This window comes from Singulisphaera rosea, assembly GCF_054877945.1.
Window position 1 is genome coordinate 40,535 of the sequence record NZ_JBTYIP020000025.1, and the last position, 16,041, is coordinate 56,575.

Here is a 16,041-nt window from a genome sequence, read left to right on the forward strand (position 1 = left end):
CATCGACGGGAAAAGAACGGCCGCCTTCGAGGCGGTTCGAACCAAGACGTGATCGGATGTCGAATCCAACTCGAGGCTCACGCCACCAGACGACAATCCGACGCCTCGACGGGGCCCATGAAATCAAAACATAAAAAAACATCGACTTCAAGCCGGCCGACATAACGCTGACTCAACCCTGGTGATGATCAACACATGCGGGGCAGGAGTGCCCCGCCTGATGGGGTTGTCGTCGCAAATTTCCTGACCGCAGGTACTTGCAAAAAGCCCATTAACTCGTTGGCGGCAAGGCGTACCGGAGGGCGGGAAATTTGCCCGAAAACCAGAGTGATTAAGATGGTTGCGTCGCAGAGACACCGCTGAAACCAGGGATCTCTCTGCGACGCAACCATCCACTCTACCGTCTCTTTGCGAAGCTCGCTGGGTAGGCGGGGCACTCTTGCCCCGCGAGAGTCGGAAGGGAACGGCGCGACTCCATAGAGCGAATCCCGTGTGCAGGTCGACGGCGAAGCGTTCCATGACTCGTGGGTGGGAATCGACGACGCACAGCGTCTTTCTACGGACGCTCCCAAGAAGGGGGATGGTCCTTGAATTTCCTCGTCGAGATCCGAGAAAGATTGGCGAAAGCCCCCCAAAGGTATCACACCCCACTCGTTTGCTTGAGCGACAGCGATTAGCTTAAGAGGTGTGAGATCCTGCGACGCTCGCCCGGAGATTCGTAGGGGCGATGGGGCCCGCGAGGGACGGGTCGTCGGCCCGAGACCGGACGTGGGGGGTCGAGGCATGGTCGGGTCCTTCGCCTGTCCCGAGTGCGGGACCGAATTCACCCTCGAAGGTCTGACGCCCGGCCGCCAGGTCCGCTGTCGTTGGTGCGAAGCCTGGGTCGAAGTACCGTTCCTGCCAAGGGCGGGGACCAAGCCTCGGTTCCGACAGACCCAGGTTGAAAAGCGCAGGCGGGCGATCCTGGCCTGGGGAATCCTGGGGGTCGCCGGAGTTCTGCTCGTCGTCATCACGACCGCCCGACTCGTCCAGTCTCGAGGACGAGCGAAGGTCGAACAGGCGCTGGCCGAATCGATCGACTCGGCGAAGGCTTTCGAAGGATCAGGTCAACTCGACGAGGCTCGGGCGGAGCTCGACAAGGCCGTGAAGGAGTTGGAGGCGCTCGGCCCGGGGCATTCGGCCCGGCTTGAGGGCCTGCGACACCAAAGGGACCAACTCGCCAAACGCTCGGTCCAGGCCCGGTTCGCCGCGACCGACACATTGCCGCCGGACCGGGCCGTCGCCGAGTGTCTCGCCTTACGAGCCGTGATCCGAGCCGACCCCACCCTATCCGGCCTCGAGAGTAGCATCGACGAACGCCTCGAGCGCTCCCGACGCCTCTGGGCCGAGTCCGACGCGGCCGAGGCCAAGCGGACCCTCGACGGAGGCCATCCTGCGGCGGCGATCGACCTCTGCGAGCGACTCGTCAAAACCGCCCGCGACCTCGATGACCACGACCTCCGCTCCCGACTCCAGGGGTTGGCCGACGACCTCGTCCTCTCGATCGTCAAGCGAATCGGCGTGGTGATCGAGCCGGTCCGAGGCCAGTTCTCCCTCGGCACCCCGCACACCTACGACACCAAGCTCCGGCCGCCACTCGTCGCCCTCCTCCAGCGCCGGGGTTTCCTGCTCCCCAAGCCCAAATCACCCTGGACCGGGCTCTGGGAGTCGCACGCCCCGACCCGAGTCACGATCGACGTCTCCGAGCGCTGGGAAGGGTCTTATCTCGAGTCGATGAACCGGCTCAGCGTCCTCGACCTGCGGATGGTGTTCTCCCGAGGAGGGTCGACGCTCTGGAAAGTCGGCCCCCTGATCACCCGCACGCAGGTCCCGCTCCCCAGAATGACCGCCTACCAGGCCAGCCGTGTCGGGATGGGGGGCGAGCGGAGCGATCCGTTCGAGCGCCTGCTCTATGACAACGCCTGGGATCTCCTGCTCGAACGGTTCTCGACGACGATCCAGAATCCTCCCAACTTCGCTCCCACTTCCTCGAAAGCCGGCGAATCCTCCTGAATCCGATCGGGCTCGACGGCTCTCCCACCGAGCCTTCCTCCCGCCTATCCGAGAGATGTCGATCCTTCCAGAGGCTCGTCGTTCGAAGACACCGCCGGGGTTTCGCAACGGCGCTTCGGCCGGCGTGGGCCTCGGCTTTGGATGGTCGAAGCCCCCTTCGAAATCATTTTTCGAGCAAACGTGAAAGATCATCGTATATAAAATATGGAACGAAGAATCATCGTGCTCACGACAAGCCGGCGGTCGACGGTTAAGAGGCTCGAGACCGTGAGGCTCCGTCGAGTGATTCCGTAAAGGCATTCCATGCGGTAAGATCGGAGGATTGGGATGCGGTGGCGTGCTCTTCCTTCGACTGGGATAGAAAGCTTGGCCATGGAAACTCCGCTCGAGTCCGAAGGCACGTTCGGGGGCCCAGTGCCTCGCGGGAATCTTCGGCAGCAGGTGACCTCGCGGATCCTGGCGGCGGTCTTCCAGGGCCGATTCGCGTCGGGGCAACGGCTGATCGTCCAGCGTCTGTCCGAACTCTACGAGGTCAGCCCCACCCCTGTCCGCGAGGCGCTGGTCGAGCTCGAGGCGCTCGGGATCGTGGAGTTGTTGCCGAACCGAGGCGCGGTGGTCCTGCCCTTCGGGCCGCAGCAGGTCCACGAGATCAGCCAGATCCGACGGGTACTGGAAGCCGAAGGGACCCGCTGCGCCTGCGGCCGGATCGACCCGAAGGAGCTCTGTGCCCTCGAGGCCGAGTCGGAACGCCTCCTGGCCTGCCCCTTGGACGCAAACCGGGACCGGGACGCCCGGATCTGCGACACCAAGCTCCACGGCCTGATCGCCCGGTCCTGCGGCAGCGACCGGCTCACGGCCGAGATCGATCGGTATCTCACCCTCTTCCATACGCTCCGCGACGTCTGCCACCTCCGAGACGCCGCCACGAACTACTCGAGGTCCGACGACGTCGGCGAACACCTCGAGATCCTCGTCCGGCTCCGGGCCGGCGACGCCGAAGGGGCCGCCGGGGCCATGGACCAGCACATCCGTCTCGCCTCGAAGGCCCTCGCCGACGTCCTGTTCTCCACCCAGGACGCGCCTTCGACGGGGTCGACGGAGTCGAACGAAGCTCTTCCCCAGGCCTGAGGCCGAATCGCACGCGAGGCCGCACAACCACACCTTCGACGACCGGCACAAGCGGCCCGGAAGCGGTCGAGAGGCCGTCGCTCGTCTTGCGTCGGGCGGAGGCGACTTGCTACGATCGAAGTGGTCGTGGAGATCCACCCTTGAGGGCAGGCGGCGTCGCCGCGCGACGCACCAGGGGACGTTTTTCGGGGTTGGCCCGATCCCAAGGGATCCCGCCCCTTCTGAAGGAAGCGCCTGCCATGATCGACCCCCGCGTGGCCAGCGGGTTGAGGGACATTCCACCCTCGGTGATGATCCCGCGCGAGCGAATGCTCGCCGTCTTCCGCAAGACGTTCGGCTCGTTCGGCTACGTGCCGATCGAGACCCCGCACATCGAGCGCATGGAAGTCCTGACGGGCAAAGGGGCCGGCTCCGACGAGGTCCTCCGCCAGATCTTTGACGTGACGAACAAGGGGGGAACCCCCGGCGAGCTCGCCTTGCGGTTCGACCTGACGGTCCCGCTCGCCCGGTTCGTCGCCAAGCACGTCAACGAGCTCGGCGTACCCTTCAAACGCTACGCGATCGGCTCGGTCTTCCGAGGCGAGCGCCCGGCCAAGGGGCGGTTCCGCGAGTTCGTCCAGTGCGACTTCGACACGGTCGGCACCGAGAGCCCCCTCGCCGACGCCGAGACCGCCCAGGTCATCCACGACGCCCTCAAGGCGGCCGGGGTCCCCGGGTTCACGATCGCGCTCAACAACCGCAAGATCCTCGACGGACTGCTCGAGACGCTCGGGATCGCCGAGAAGTCGGCGTCGATCCTGCGGATCATCGACAAGCGTGACAAGATCGGCCCCGAACGCCTTCGCCTCGAATTCCTCGGAGGCGAGACCCCCGGCCCCGAAGGCGGACTCCTGGCCGAGGCGCAGGCCGACAAGGTCGTCGAGTTCGCCGTGAACGGCCAAGGGGGCGTAGAGACGCTCGCCCGGGTCGAATCCGAGCTCGGTGCGAACCCGAAGGCCGCCGAGGGGATCAAGAACCTCCGGCAGATCGTCGAGCTGCTCGACGCGTCGGGAGTGCCGACCGATCGGCTCAAGATCGACCTGGGTCTCGCCCGGGGGCTCGACTACTACACGGGCGTGGTCTTCGAGACGACGATCGCGGGGTGGGAGCGGTTCGGGAGCGTCGCGTCGGGAGGCCGGTATGACAACCTCGCGAGCCTCTTCACCGATCGGCGACTGCCCGGCGTCGGCGCCTCGATCGGCCTCGACCGGCTCCTGGCTCTGATGGAAGAGGCGGGCTGGCTGAAGGGAACCGCCACGACGGCACCGGTGCTGGTCGCGAACTTCCCCGGCATCGACCCGACGGTCCCCGCCCGGTTGGCCGCGCGACTCCGGGCCTCGGGCACGGGCGCCGAGGTCTTCCCCGAGCCACTCCAGATCGGCAAGCAGATGGGTTATGGCTCGGCACGCGGGCACAAGCTCGCGGTGATCGTCGGCCCCGACGAGCAGGCCCGAGAGGTGTTCAACCTCCGGGACCTGGCCACTCGCCAGGAGCAAAAGGCGATCGCCTGGTCCGAGCTGGAGGCAACGGTGAGAGACACGTTGAGTCGCATCGAGGGGGCCGGTTCATGAGCCCCGAGACGTCGACGACGGGCGTGAAGCCGGTCGCGGAGCGGCCGATCGACGCCGTCCGGGGGACGCGCGATTGGCTCCCGGAGGATTACACCAGGCTCGCCGGGCTCGAGTCGCTGCTCCTCGACCGGTTCGAGCGGGCCGGCTACGAACCGATCCGGACGCCAATCCTCGAGTTCACCGAGCTCCACGAGCGGAAAAGTGGCGCGGGGATCGTGTCGAAGCTGTTCGAGGTCTCCGGGGCGGGGCAGGGGGGCGTCTGCCTCCGGCCCGAGTTGACCGCCGGCATCGTCCGGGCATTCACCGCCAGCGAGGTCCCACCGAGCCTCCCCTGGCGCGTGAGCCACTCCGGCTCGGTCTTCCGCTACGAGCCGCCGAGGCCCGACCGGCTCCGCGAGTTCCAGCAGGTCGGCGTCGAGCGACTCGGCGACTCGGGACCGTTCGCCGACGGCGAGATCATCTGGCTCGCCGACTGGGCCCTGGCCGAGGCCGGGGTGTCGGGGGCGACGATCCGCCTCGGCCACGTCGGGTTGATCCTCGAGCTCCTCGAGCGCTCGGGCCTGCCCGCACCGCTGGCCTCGGCCCTGATCGAGATGCTCAGCGAGGCCGCGGCCGAAGGCCGAGACATCCGGGCGATCGAGCTCGGCCTCGAGCAGCTCGCCGGCTGGCTCCACTCCACCAGCGACGCCGAGATCCCAAGCTCGGTCGGCCGAGGCAACGACGGCGAGATCGACCGGCTGTTCCGGACCCTCGTCCCGGTCGTCACCGGCCGTCGGTCGGGGCACGAGATCATCCACCGCCTCCGCCGAAAGTGGGACCTCGGCCATGGACTGCTCGGCGCGCTCGACGGCGTCCGTCGCCAGGTCCACGAGCTCGCCGAGCTGCGAGGCCCCGCGCCAAAAATCCTCGAGCAGCTCGAACGCAACTTCAAGGCGACGGTCCCCCAGTCGGTCGAATCCCTGGCCGGGCTCCTCGAGACCTTGCGGTCGTGCCGGATCGACCTCGACCGCATCGAGCTCGACCTCGGCTTCGGGCGTGGCATCGGGTTCTACTCGCAGATGATCTTCGAGCTCGTCGTCCCGACCCCTTCGGGGCCCGTCGAGGTCTGCGGCGGCGGCCGATACGACGGCCTCGCCCGGGTTCTCGGGAGCGACCGGAACGACCAGGGGGTCGGCTTCGCCTTCGGCCTGGAGCGCCTGATGCAGGCCCTCGACGCCCAGGGCCGCACCCGATTCTCGATCGAGCCGAATGGGTACCTGATCCTGTCCGGGAAGTTCGGCCCCGTGGAGGTGTCGGCCGTCGCGACCGCGTTGCGAAGCCTCGGCGTTCGGGCCATCGCCGAGCTCGGCACCCCGGGCAACTCCTGGGACACCCGGGCCAAGGCCCTGGGTGTCTCCCGTATCGTGATCTTGAATGCCTCACCCGACGCGCCGAACGCATTCCGGCTCCGTGACGTCGAGGGTGGGGCCGAGCGTGAGATCTCCGGCCACGACCTGGGCGAGATCGTCCGCGCCGAGGCGGAGGGCCGACGACGATGAGCACCATGCCGACCATCGACCCGATCCGCCTGGCCGTCCCCTCCAAGGGGCATTTGTATGAGGGGATCGTCGAGATCCTCAAGACCTCCGGCTACAAGGTCCGGCGCGCCAGCGACCGGCAGTACGAGGCGACGATCTCCGGCCAGCCCCGGTTCCACGTCGTCTTCATGCGGCCGACCGACATCGTCACCCAGGTCGAGGAAGGGCGTTGCCACCTCGGCGTGACCGGCATGGACCTCTTCGCCGAGCGTGCCCACGAGGCCGAGAAGACCGCCGTGGTCGTGCCCGACCTCGGCTACGGCGGCTGTCGCCTCGTCGTCGCCGTCCCCGAGAGCTGGATCGACGTCACCCACATCATCGACCTCGTGGACCTGACCTCCGAGTTCAAGGCCGCCGGCAAGACCTTCCGCGTCTCGACCAAGTACCCCGCGCTCACACAAGCGTACTTCCGCAAGTGGGGTATTTATTATTATCAGTTGATCGACTCCGACGGCGCCTTGGAGCTCCATCCCAGCCTGGGGATCGCCGACGTGATCGTCGACCTGACGAGCTCGGGGACAACGCTCAAGGACAACCGCCTGCGCGAGATCCAGGGGGGGAACGTCCTCGAGTCGGCCTCCTGCCTGATCGGCCACGCCCCCAGCCTCGCGGCCCTGGCCGACGAGGGTGAGACCGGCCCTCTGGCCCTCCTCCTCGACGCGATGGACGGCGTCCGCGCGTCCGACGGCTGGCTCCACCTCGAAGTCGTCGGAGGCCCCGCCTCGAACGGCCCCGAGGCCGCCAGGGCCGTCGCCACCTACCTCCGCGAACAAGGGGCCCAGCACATCGCCCGGGGCGAGGTCTGGGACGACCGCGACGAGCCCGGCTGGCGCATCACCGCCCTCGTCGCCGCCAAGAAGCTCACCGCCTGCCAACGCCACCTCTTCGACCTCGGCGCCAGCCGAGTCGTCGGCGTCCCCACCCGCTTCGTCTTCGACCGCGACGGCCACTCCACCTTCGACTCGCTCCGTGCCCAGCTCTCGGGGACCCGAAAGCCTGCCGGATCGCCGAGCTGACCCCGGAACTGTCCCGAGAGCCGATCGGGCTTAGGATGAATTCGGTCAGGCAGCCCCCAACCGATCTCTCACCAGCTCAAAGCGCAAAGGAGTGAATTCTCCTCGATTTCCGCCGAGGGTGATTCACTCGCTGACGCTTCGGGCTTGCACCACCGGAAAGTCGCCATAAGATTAGCATTGCCAGCCAGATCGGCCGAGTCAACGGCCTGGTGGGCGATGCACACCCTACGGGAATCGAGTCGATGCCAGGCCCGTAGGGTGCGCATCGCCCACCAGGGCTACACAAAACCAGGGCCGGAATTCTCGTTTCGCCGATCGAACGGTCGCGGGACGATTACTCGCGAAAGGCCAAAGCTCGAGCTTCGGCAAGAGCGACCCGGCTCAGGCGAGGATCTCCCGGATGACCTCGCCGTGGACGTTGGTCAGGCGGCGGGCGATGCCGTTGTGGTAGTAGGTTAAGTGTTCGTGGTTGAGGCCGAGGAGGTGGAGGACGGTCGCGTGGAAGTCGTGCCAGGGGACGGGGTCCTGCGCGACCTTCCAGCCGACCTCGTCGGTGAGGCCGTGGGCGTAGCCGGGTTTGACGCCGGCGCCGGCAAGCCAGCAGGTGAAGGCGTACTTGTTGTGGTCGCGGCCGGTGCCGACGGTGTCGGCCGCCGATTGGGCGAATGGGGTGCGGCCGAACTCGGTGGTGAACAGGACGAGCGTGTCTTCGAGGAGGCCTCGGCGGCGGAGGTCGCGGACGAGCGCGGCGACGGGTTGGTCGATGCGGAGGGCCTCGACGCCGTGGTTCTCACGGACGTCTTCGTGGGCATCCCAGCTCGTCCGGGGGGAGCCGGCGATCGGGCCGCCGGAGTAGATCTGGACGAACCGGACCCCGCGCTCGAGGAGTCGGCGGGCCATCAGGCACTGGCGGGCGCAGTCGGCGGTTTCGGGGCGGTCGAGGCCGTAGAGGGTCCGCGTCGATTCGGGCTCGTCGTCCAGGTCGGTCGCGCGGGGGACGGCGAGTTGCATCCGAGCAGCCAGCTCGTAGGTCCGCAGCCGGGCTTCCAGGGAGGATTCACCGCCGGACGCCTGCTGGTGCTCGGAGTTGAGATGGCGGAGGAAGTCGCGGGTCGCCCGGTCTTCCTCACTGGAGACCGGGCGGCCGGGGAAGAGGTCGCGCACCGGCTCGGAGCCGCCCTTGAAGACGACCCCCTGGTGCAGTGAGGGGAGGAACCCGTTGGTCCAGTTGGACGCCGCGCCGTTCGGGGCGCCTCGGGGGTCGGGAAGGACGACGAAGGCTGGCAAGTCATCGGCCTCGCTCCCCAGGCCGTAGGAGAGCCAGCTCCCCAGCGCGGGAAAGCCATTGAACTGGAACCCGCTGTTGGCGACGAAGAGGGCCGGGGTGTGGTTGGCGCTCTCACAGGTCATGGAACGGATGACCGTCAGCTCGTCGGCGACCCCGGCGAGATGGGGGAAGAGCTCGGAGACCCACAGGCCGCTTTCCCCTCGGCGGCGAAACTCCCAGTCGGGGCGGCGGAGCCGGCCCATCTGGCCGAAGAAGAGGTCGGGCTTCTGGTCGGTCTGGAGCGTCCGGCCGTGCGACGCGACGAGCGCGGGCTTGTAGTCGAACGAGTCGAGGTGGCTCATCCCGCCGATGAGGCTGATCTGGATCGCCCTCCGGGCCTTCGGGGCGAAGTGGGGCCGGGGGACATGCGACTCGGGGCCACTGCCGCCGCCTCCAGGGCTCGCGGCGCGGACGTGGCCTTCGCGGCTCAGGAGGTCGAGCAGGGCGGTCGCGCCGAGGCCTCGAAGGCCCCAAGAGAGGAGGCCGCGACGGTCGAGCCCGCCGGGATCGCTGGGTCCGTTCATGGCACTCACTCCACCGTGAGGAATTCGTTAGCGTTGAACAGGGCACGGCCGAGGGCTCGGAACCCATACGTCGCGACGAGGTCTCGGGCGGGACCGCGTTCGGAGGGGCGAGGCTCGCGCTGGAAGGCGAGCTGCCAGGCCCGCGCGATCCGGCGGTCGAGGACGGCCGGGTCGCGGTCCGGACCGGGGACCTCGGCCGAGACCCGGGCGATGAGCGCCTCGGCCATCCGGAAGACGAAGCCGTTGTTCCAAAGGGCCAGGGCCTGGATCGGGGTCGTGGTCATCGATCGCCGAGGGGCAGCAGAGGCCGGGTCGGGGCAGTCGAACGTGTCGAGCAGGCCCTGGTTCGCCCCTCGAGGGAGGAACCGGTAGACGCTCCGACGGTGGAACTCGGGCCCGACGGGGTCGAACGGATCGAAATAGGTCGTCCCGTTGAGGAATGTTTCGTGGTAGTCCGTGAACCCCCGTCCGTCGAGCTCGCGGTTGAGCAGTCCGGAGACCTCGAGGATCGCGTCGCGCACGGCCTCGCCTTCGACTCGTCGCGGGGATCTCCGCCAGAGAAGCCGGTTGTCGGCGTCTCGGGCTAACCCCTTGGCATCGGGTGCCGAGCGCTGGCGATAAGCGGCCGAGGTCACGATCAGGCGGTGCATGGCTTTGAGGTGGAACCCCTCCGCGACGAACTCGGAGGCGAGCCAGTCGAGCAGCTCCGGGTGGCTCGGGCGTCCCCCGTTGAACCCGAAGTCGTTGGGGGTCTCGACCAGGCCCGTCCCGAAGTGGTAATGCCAGAGCCGATTGGACATGACCCGGGCGAAGAGGGGATTCTCTGGGCTCGTCAGCCAGTCGGCGAGCCTGCGTCGGCGATCAACCTCGGGTGCTTCCGGGGCGAGGCCGAAGTTGGCCGACGTCCCGCCGACGGCCAGGACCCCGCCGGGGGCGACAACGGCCGCTGGTTCGGTGACTTGGCCCCGGACTAGCAGCCGGGTCACCGGCGAGGGGCCCGAGAGGGTCACGTAGGCCTTGAAGCTGGAACGGGCCTGGCACTCGACCCGCTCATCCGAGAGGCGTTTCTGGCGGCCCTTGAGCGCCTCGCGACGGCTCCTCAACTCGGGAGTGAGGTGGGCGACGAGGGTCGCCTCGTCGACGAAGTCGCCCCCCGTGGCGGCGGAGGCCGCGACCTCGTCGGCCGCGAGGGCTCGGTTGTAGAGTCGGGCCTGCACGATGGTCCCGGCGAGCATCCGGTTCCCCCCCGCGGGCGAGTGTCGGCACCCGAAGAGGACGACGGCCTGGCCCGCAGGGTAGGTGATCGCCCCGGTGCTCCGATACGAGCGGCCGTAAGGTTGACCGTTGCGATAGGCGACGATTGAGCCGTCCGCGTGGTAGGCGATCGCCAGGTGGACCGGTTGGGTGTCTTCGCCGGATTCGCCCTCGCCTCCGAACGACGCGTAGCGCCGGAAGTTCTCGCTCCCGGCCATCCAGCGGCCCGACTCGAGCTCGCCGTAGACGATCGCGTCGAACGCCGAGCCGTCGGGCCTCTCGAGGCTCATCAGGCCCCCGCCGCGCTGAGCAAATCCGCCGAGCCGGACCCAGGCCTCGAGCGTCTTCTCGCGGAGCTCACCCGAGATCGGCCCGCTCTCGAGGTAGGCGTCCTTTCCGTCCAGGACCACGCCCTCGGACTCAACGCGGGCACTTCCCTTCGCCTTGAGGTCCAGGCCCCCGACGCGATCTCGCGTTCCCGAGCGGAAGTCCCAGGCCGAGATCGGCGTGGGCGGGTCCACCGCCAACGCGTTCCCCTTCTCGTGCAGGCCGAGGATCGTCCGCCGGACGGGCCGCTCAAGCTCCTCGAGTTCTCCGCCGACCTTGGCGAGTTCGGCGGTGAGGCGTGCGACCTCGACCCGCATCCGCTCGACGGGGAACTCCTTCTCGCCGTGCTCGACGCCGCCGAGGGCCGAGGCCAGGCGGTAGTAATCGGCCTGGGCGATCGGATCGAACTTGTGGTCGTGGCAACGGGCGCAGTTCACCGTGAGCCCGAGGAAGGTCTGGCCGACCGTCCCGACGATGTCCTCGAGCTCATCCTGACGCGCCACGACTCGCATCATGTCGTTGCCGAGCACCGTGTTGTGGACCCCCGCGACGAGGAACCCGGTCGCCTTCGAGGCCTCCGCGTCCCCCGGCCGAAGGACGTCGCCCGCGACCTGGAGGCGGCAGAATTCGTCGTAGGGCATGTCGGCGTTGAGGGCGTCGATCAGCCAGTTGCGGTAGTGCCACGAGCTCGTACGCGAGGTGTTGCGCTCGAAGCCGTCGCTCTCCCCGAACCGGGCCACGTCCATCCAGTGCCTCGCCCAGCGCTCGCCGTAGTGGGGCGAGGCCAGCAGGCGGTCGACGAGCCGCTCATACGCCAGGACGTCCCGGTCGGCGACGAACGCCTCGACCTCCTCGGGGGTCGGCGGGAGCCCGATGAGGTCGAATGAGAGTCGGCGGATCAACGTGCGACGGTCGGCGTCCGGCGACGGATCCAGGCCGGCGGCCTCCAGTTTCGCGAGCACGAACTGGTCGATCGGGTTTCGCGCCCACGAAGCGTCCTTGGGCGAGGGAGGCGTCGGACTCTGGATGGGCTTGAGCGACCACCAGTCGTACCCCGCACGCTTGCGGGTCGTCAGGCGAAAGGGGTCGACCGGGTCGGTCCCCCACTTGGCACCCGAGGCGATCCAGTCGCGGATCAGGGTCTTCTCCCGGTCGGCCAGCGGCTTCTTCGGGGGCATCTCGTCGTCGGCGACTTTCTGCCAGAGCAGGCTCTCGTCGAGGTCACCGCCCCGGAGCGCCGGGCCGCCGTCCCCCCCTTTGAGGGTGGCGCGTTGGCTCGCCAGGTCGAGGCCCCCTTTCGGCTTCGGGCCGCCGTGGCAGTCGAGGCAATGCTCGGCGAGCAAGGGGGCGATGTCGCGATCGAAGTCGACCTTGGCACCCGCCGGGCCTTCGGCCGAAGCCGACATCCCGGCCGAAGCCCAGAGCAGCCCGAGGGCCGCGAGCATGGCTCGTCCACGTCTCATCTCGGGATTTCCCTGCCATTCAAGGTAGGCCGCACGCTCGCGAAGCCGTCGCTCCGACCCGATGCGACTGGGGAGGATTCGCCGACGTCCCGATTATCAGCCGGTCGACCCGTCGCGTCCATCATTTCTTCACGACGTTCAGACCATGAAGATTTCTGAGACGCGCGTCTGGAAACCCGGCAGGTGGGGCTCGGCCGTCAACCCATGTTCCGTGTTGAAGAGCTCGGGGCGGGCATCGGGGCGGTGGACGAGGATCGTTTCATAGAATGGGTTGACCTCCCAGACCAGGGACACCCCGGCTTCCAGATATCCACGAACTTTTTCGGCAATGCCTTCGACCGTGTCGGAGGGAGAAACAATCTCAACCACGAGCACGGGCGCCCCGTCGATGAATGTCGTATTTATCGGCGTTTTCGCCGCCAATTCGGTCGAAATATAAGCAAGATCCGCTCCCACAAAGCTATCGGGAGTTCTGCGAAGGAGCACACGCATATCACCGGTGAAGATTCGCCCGCGAGGCAGGGGCTGAATGCAAAGCCAATTGCTGAGCACTCTTGCCAAATTGGTCATCACCATACAGTGAGGGCCACCTCGAGTGGTCATCGACGACTCCCTCAATTCACCGCGGATCAACTCGCGTTCAACTCCGTCGTCGGGCAACGCCAGGAATTCCTCCACGGTCATCAAGGACGAGATCGTAGCCATTGTGGGTGCCTCGATAGAGGGGACGTCGGCGACACCTTGCCTTTACCAGCCCGGCCCGCCGCCGAACACGCGATTGGTGCCCGCGAGGGGAAGGCCGGTGATCATCGAAGCCTCGAAGGTGAGGGCCCGGAGGTCCTCGGGTTCGAGATGGTGGACGTCGCTCTTGCCGCAGGCCCGGGCGAGGATCTGGATCTCGGACGAGAGGGCGTGGAAGAAGTTGGCGACGCGGTCCGAGGCGGCGTCGACCTCGAGGCGGGCCGCCAGTTCCGGGTCCTGCGTCGTGATCCCGACGGGGCATCGGCCGGTGTGGCAGTGGTGGCACGCGTAAGGGGCGGCGCCGATCGCGTGGTAATCGTCCTCATAGATAGGTTTGTTACAGTTGAGCGCGATCAAAAGGGCAGTCCCGAGATAGCATGCGTCAGCCCCCAGGGCGAGGGCCTTGGCGCAGTCGGAGCCGTGCCGCAGGCCGCCGGCGATCACGATCTGGACCTTGCCGTAGAGCCCGATGTCCTCGAGCGCCGCGCGGGCCTCGCAGACGGCCGCGAGGGTCGGGATCCCGGTATGCTCCTGGAGCAGCTCGGGCGAGGCGCCAGTGCCCCCTTCCATGCCGTCGACGACCACGACGTCGGCCCCGGCCTTGGCGGCGAGCCGGACGTCGTCGAAGACGCGTGAGGCCCCCATCTTGACGAAGATCGGCACCTGCCAATCAGTCGCCTCGCGAAGCTCCTCGATCTTGATGACCATGTCGTCGGGGCCGAGGAAGTCGGGGTGGCGGCAAGGAGAGCGCTGGTCGACGCCCGGCGGGAGGTCGCGGAGCTTGGCGATCTCGTCGGAGATCTTCGAGCCGAGCAGCAGGCCGCCGGTCCCCGGCTTGGCCCCCTGGCCGATCGTCAGCTCGATCGCGTCGGCCTGGCGGAGGTGCTGGACATTGATCCCGTACCGGCTAGGCAGGACCTCGTAGACCATGGCCCGAGACTCGGACCGCTCGACGTCGAGCATGCCGCCGTCGCCCGTGGTGGTCGAGGTCCCGGCCAGCCTGGCCCCGCGCGACAGGGCGGTCTTGGCGTTCTTCGAGAGCGCACCGTAGCTCATCCCGGTGACCATCAGCGGGATATCCAGCTCGAGCGGCTTGGCCGCGAACCGCGTCCCCAGGACCGTCTTGGTCGAGCACTTCTCGCGATACCCCTCGAGCGGGATTCGCGTGAGCGTGCCGGGCACGAACGTCAGGTCGTCGAAGGTCGCCCAGGTCCTCGGCCGGAGGATGCCGAACCCTCGGATCCGGTAGCGCGCCAGCTCCGACTTGATCTGGATGTCCTCGATCACCCCCGGCGTGAACGTCCCCGAACGCTCCATCGGGGAACGGTCGGCCGCGGAAGTCGAAGGCGTCTGCCCGTCTTTGGGGGTGCTCAAAGGGTTGCTCCGATCCGGTCTAATCCGGTGAAACCCGATTTCTTCTTAGAAATCGGGTTTCTGATGGGTTCAACGGCGAAAATGTAGCAAGACCAGCAGTCGTCCTGGCTTCAGTCTAAAGTCAAATGCCCGATCACCGCGTCATTCTCACCGAGCCCGGCCTCGACAAAGAATCGATACACCTCGGCCTCCGGGAATTGAGAGAGAATGACCTCCGGCCTGGGAAGCGTGCCGGACCTTTTGCCCACAAATTCTTGGTAGCTGGAAAATTCCCAATCTTCTGGATGTTGAACCAAGCCCGCTTTGACGGGATTCGGGTGAATGTAGCGACTAAGGTGGATTAGATATTCTTCCCCGTCAACATGAATGGCCTGAAAGCCTCCTTGGAACAACGTCCCCACTCGCCCAAATCGCTTATTGACGGCTTTCGTGTAAGAGATCAAAAGTGGGTGCATCAAACTCCCGAGGTCGTCGACGTTCAGGAGTACAAGAAGGTGATAATGGTTTGGCATCAGGCAATAGGAAATGACGTCGACGCCTTTGTTGACGAGGGAGTGTCTCAGTCGTTGGAGAAAGAAGAGGTAGTTTTCCCGTTCGAAGAAGATATCGTTACGATTAACACCGCGATTATAAACATGATAATAATGTCCAGCCTGAAAGGTAACAGTTCGATAGGGCATTATTCTTTCGCCATCCCGTCTCACTTCGCCCGTAGAAACCCGGTTTCTTCCGAGAAACCGGGTTTCTGACTCAGCAGACCCTGCCAGTACCAGAAGCCACAGGCATAGATTCCGTCAGGCCCCCGGTTCCGATCGACTGTGGCAGGCATCCGGTTCCGATCGACTGTGGCAGGCATCCGGTTCCGATCGACTGTGGCAGAAACCCGGTTTCTCGGAAGAAACCGGGTTTCAGCCTCGTCATAGGGCGGTCTTCCAGATATGCAAATCGGCTTGGTGGAAGTTCCAGAGCTTGCGGCCGGCGATGAGCTTGCGGAAGCCGCCGGGGGAGGGGGCGGTGACCTTCCAGCGTTCCAGGTGGCCGAAGACGAGCTCGCGATCGGCGGGGGTGAAGTCGGCGTCGACGGCGTCGGCGCCGAGCTCGCCGGCCTTGCCGGCGACATAGACGGTGCCGGCGTACATGCTGTCGGCGACACCATCGCCGGCGTCGCCGCAGATGATCATGACCCCTTTCTGCATCATGAATCCGGCCATCGGGCCGACGCTGCCGGCGACGATCAACGCGCCCCCCTTCATCGCGATGCCGGCGCGGGTCGAGGCGTTGCCCCGGACGACGACCGTCCCGTCCCGGATCGCCGCGGCGACCGCGTTGCCGGCATCACCGTCGATCGTGAGGACGCCGTCGCGCATGCTCTCGGCCGCCCCCCAGCCGACGCTCCCCTGGACCTCGACGGTCGCCCCGTCATTCAGGCCGGCCACGTAATAGCCCGCGCTTCCTTCGATGGTGAGGCGGACCCCCTCGGGGAGTGCGACCCCGAGGTTATGCCGGGCCGAAGGATGCATGAGGCTGATATGCGTCGAACCCGAGGCGATCGCCGCGCGGACCTCGCGGTTGATGGCACGCACCGTCAAGCTGCCGCAGTCGATCGTCGTCGTCCGTCCGGAAGTCGCGGGCACGGGCTCGTCCTCGT

11 protein-coding genes are annotated in these 16,041 nt (G+C 66.8%); 5 read left to right on the forward strand and 6 right to left on the reverse strand.

What is annotated here, in order from left to right; all coding sequences use genetic code 11:
- The first annotated feature begins 783 nt into the window (after positions 1-783).
- From ACYOEI_RS30705 to hisG, 5 genes are all read left to right on the forward strand, one after another.
- Positions 784-2,052: a hypothetical protein gene (locus ACYOEI_RS30705; RefSeq protein ID WP_462853528.1), complete on the forward strand. Its 1,269-nt coding sequence runs from the start codon at positions 784-786 to the stop codon at positions 2,050-2,052.
- Between the two features lie 372 nt (positions 2,053-2,424).
- Entirely contained in the window at positions 2,425-3,180 is a 756-nt protein-coding gene (locus ACYOEI_RS30710) for a GntR family transcriptional regulator (RefSeq protein WP_462853673.1), read from the forward strand.
- Positions 3,181-3,419: 239 nt separating this feature from the next.
- Positions 3,420-4,790, forward strand: a complete 1,371-nt coding sequence (gene hisS / locus ACYOEI_RS30715; protein ID WP_462853529.1) for a histidine--tRNA ligase — start codon at positions 3,420-3,422, stop codon at positions 4,788-4,790.
- Positions 4,787-6,328 (forward strand): histidine--tRNA ligase, encoded by a 1,542-nt coding sequence (locus ACYOEI_RS30720; protein WP_462853531.1) that lies wholly within the window; start codon positions 4,787-4,789, stop codon positions 6,326-6,328. Before hisS ends, ACYOEI_RS30720 begins: the two co-directional genes overlap by 4 nt.
- Entirely contained in the window at positions 6,325-7,383 is a 1,059-nt protein-coding gene (hisG, locus tag ACYOEI_RS30725; protein ID WP_462853533.1) for an ATP phosphoribosyltransferase, read from the forward strand. The genes ACYOEI_RS30720 and hisG overlap by 4 nt, the downstream gene beginning before the upstream one ends.
- Before the next feature lie 381 nt (positions 7,384-7,764).
- On the opposite strand, the gene ACYOEI_RS30730 is transcribed toward hisG, so the two are convergent.
- The 6 genes from ACYOEI_RS30730 to ACYOEI_RS30755 form a co-directional block, all read right to left on the reverse strand.
- A complete protein-coding gene (locus tag ACYOEI_RS30730; RefSeq protein WP_462853535.1) occupies positions 7,765-9,234 on the reverse strand; it encodes a DUF1501 domain-containing protein in 1,470 nt (489 codons plus the stop codon).
- Positions 9,235-9,239: 5 nt separating this feature from the next.
- Positions 9,240-12,278 (reverse strand): DUF1549 domain-containing protein, encoded by a 3,039-nt coding sequence (locus ACYOEI_RS30735; protein ID WP_462853537.1) that lies wholly within the window; start codon positions 12,276-12,278, stop codon positions 9,240-9,242.
- 138 nt (positions 12,279-12,416) lie between these two features.
- Positions 12,417-12,983 (reverse strand): Uma2 family endonuclease, encoded by a 567-nt coding sequence (locus ACYOEI_RS30740; RefSeq protein WP_462853538.1) that lies wholly within the window; start codon positions 12,981-12,983, stop codon positions 12,417-12,419.
- Positions 12,984-13,025: 42 nt separating this feature from the next.
- Positions 13,026-14,336 carry an FMN-binding glutamate synthase family protein gene (locus tag ACYOEI_RS30745; protein WP_462853674.1) on the reverse strand — a complete coding sequence of 437 codons (1,311 nt, stop codon included), beginning with the start codon at positions 14,334-14,336 and terminating at the stop codon, positions 13,026-13,028.
- 167 nt (positions 14,337-14,503) lie between these two features.
- Positions 14,504-15,073 carry a transposase gene (locus ACYOEI_RS30750; RefSeq protein ID WP_462853540.1) on the reverse strand — a complete coding sequence of 190 codons (570 nt, stop codon included), beginning with the start codon at positions 15,071-15,073 and terminating at the stop codon, positions 14,504-14,506.
- A 237-nt stretch (positions 15,074-15,310) separates the two neighbouring features.
- Positions 15,311-16,027, reverse strand: coding sequence for a GltB/FmdC/FwdC-like GXGXG domain-containing protein (locus ACYOEI_RS30755; protein WP_462853542.1), 717 nt, complete (start codon positions 16,025-16,027; stop codon positions 15,311-15,313).
- Positions 16,028-16,041 lie beyond the last annotated feature (14 nt).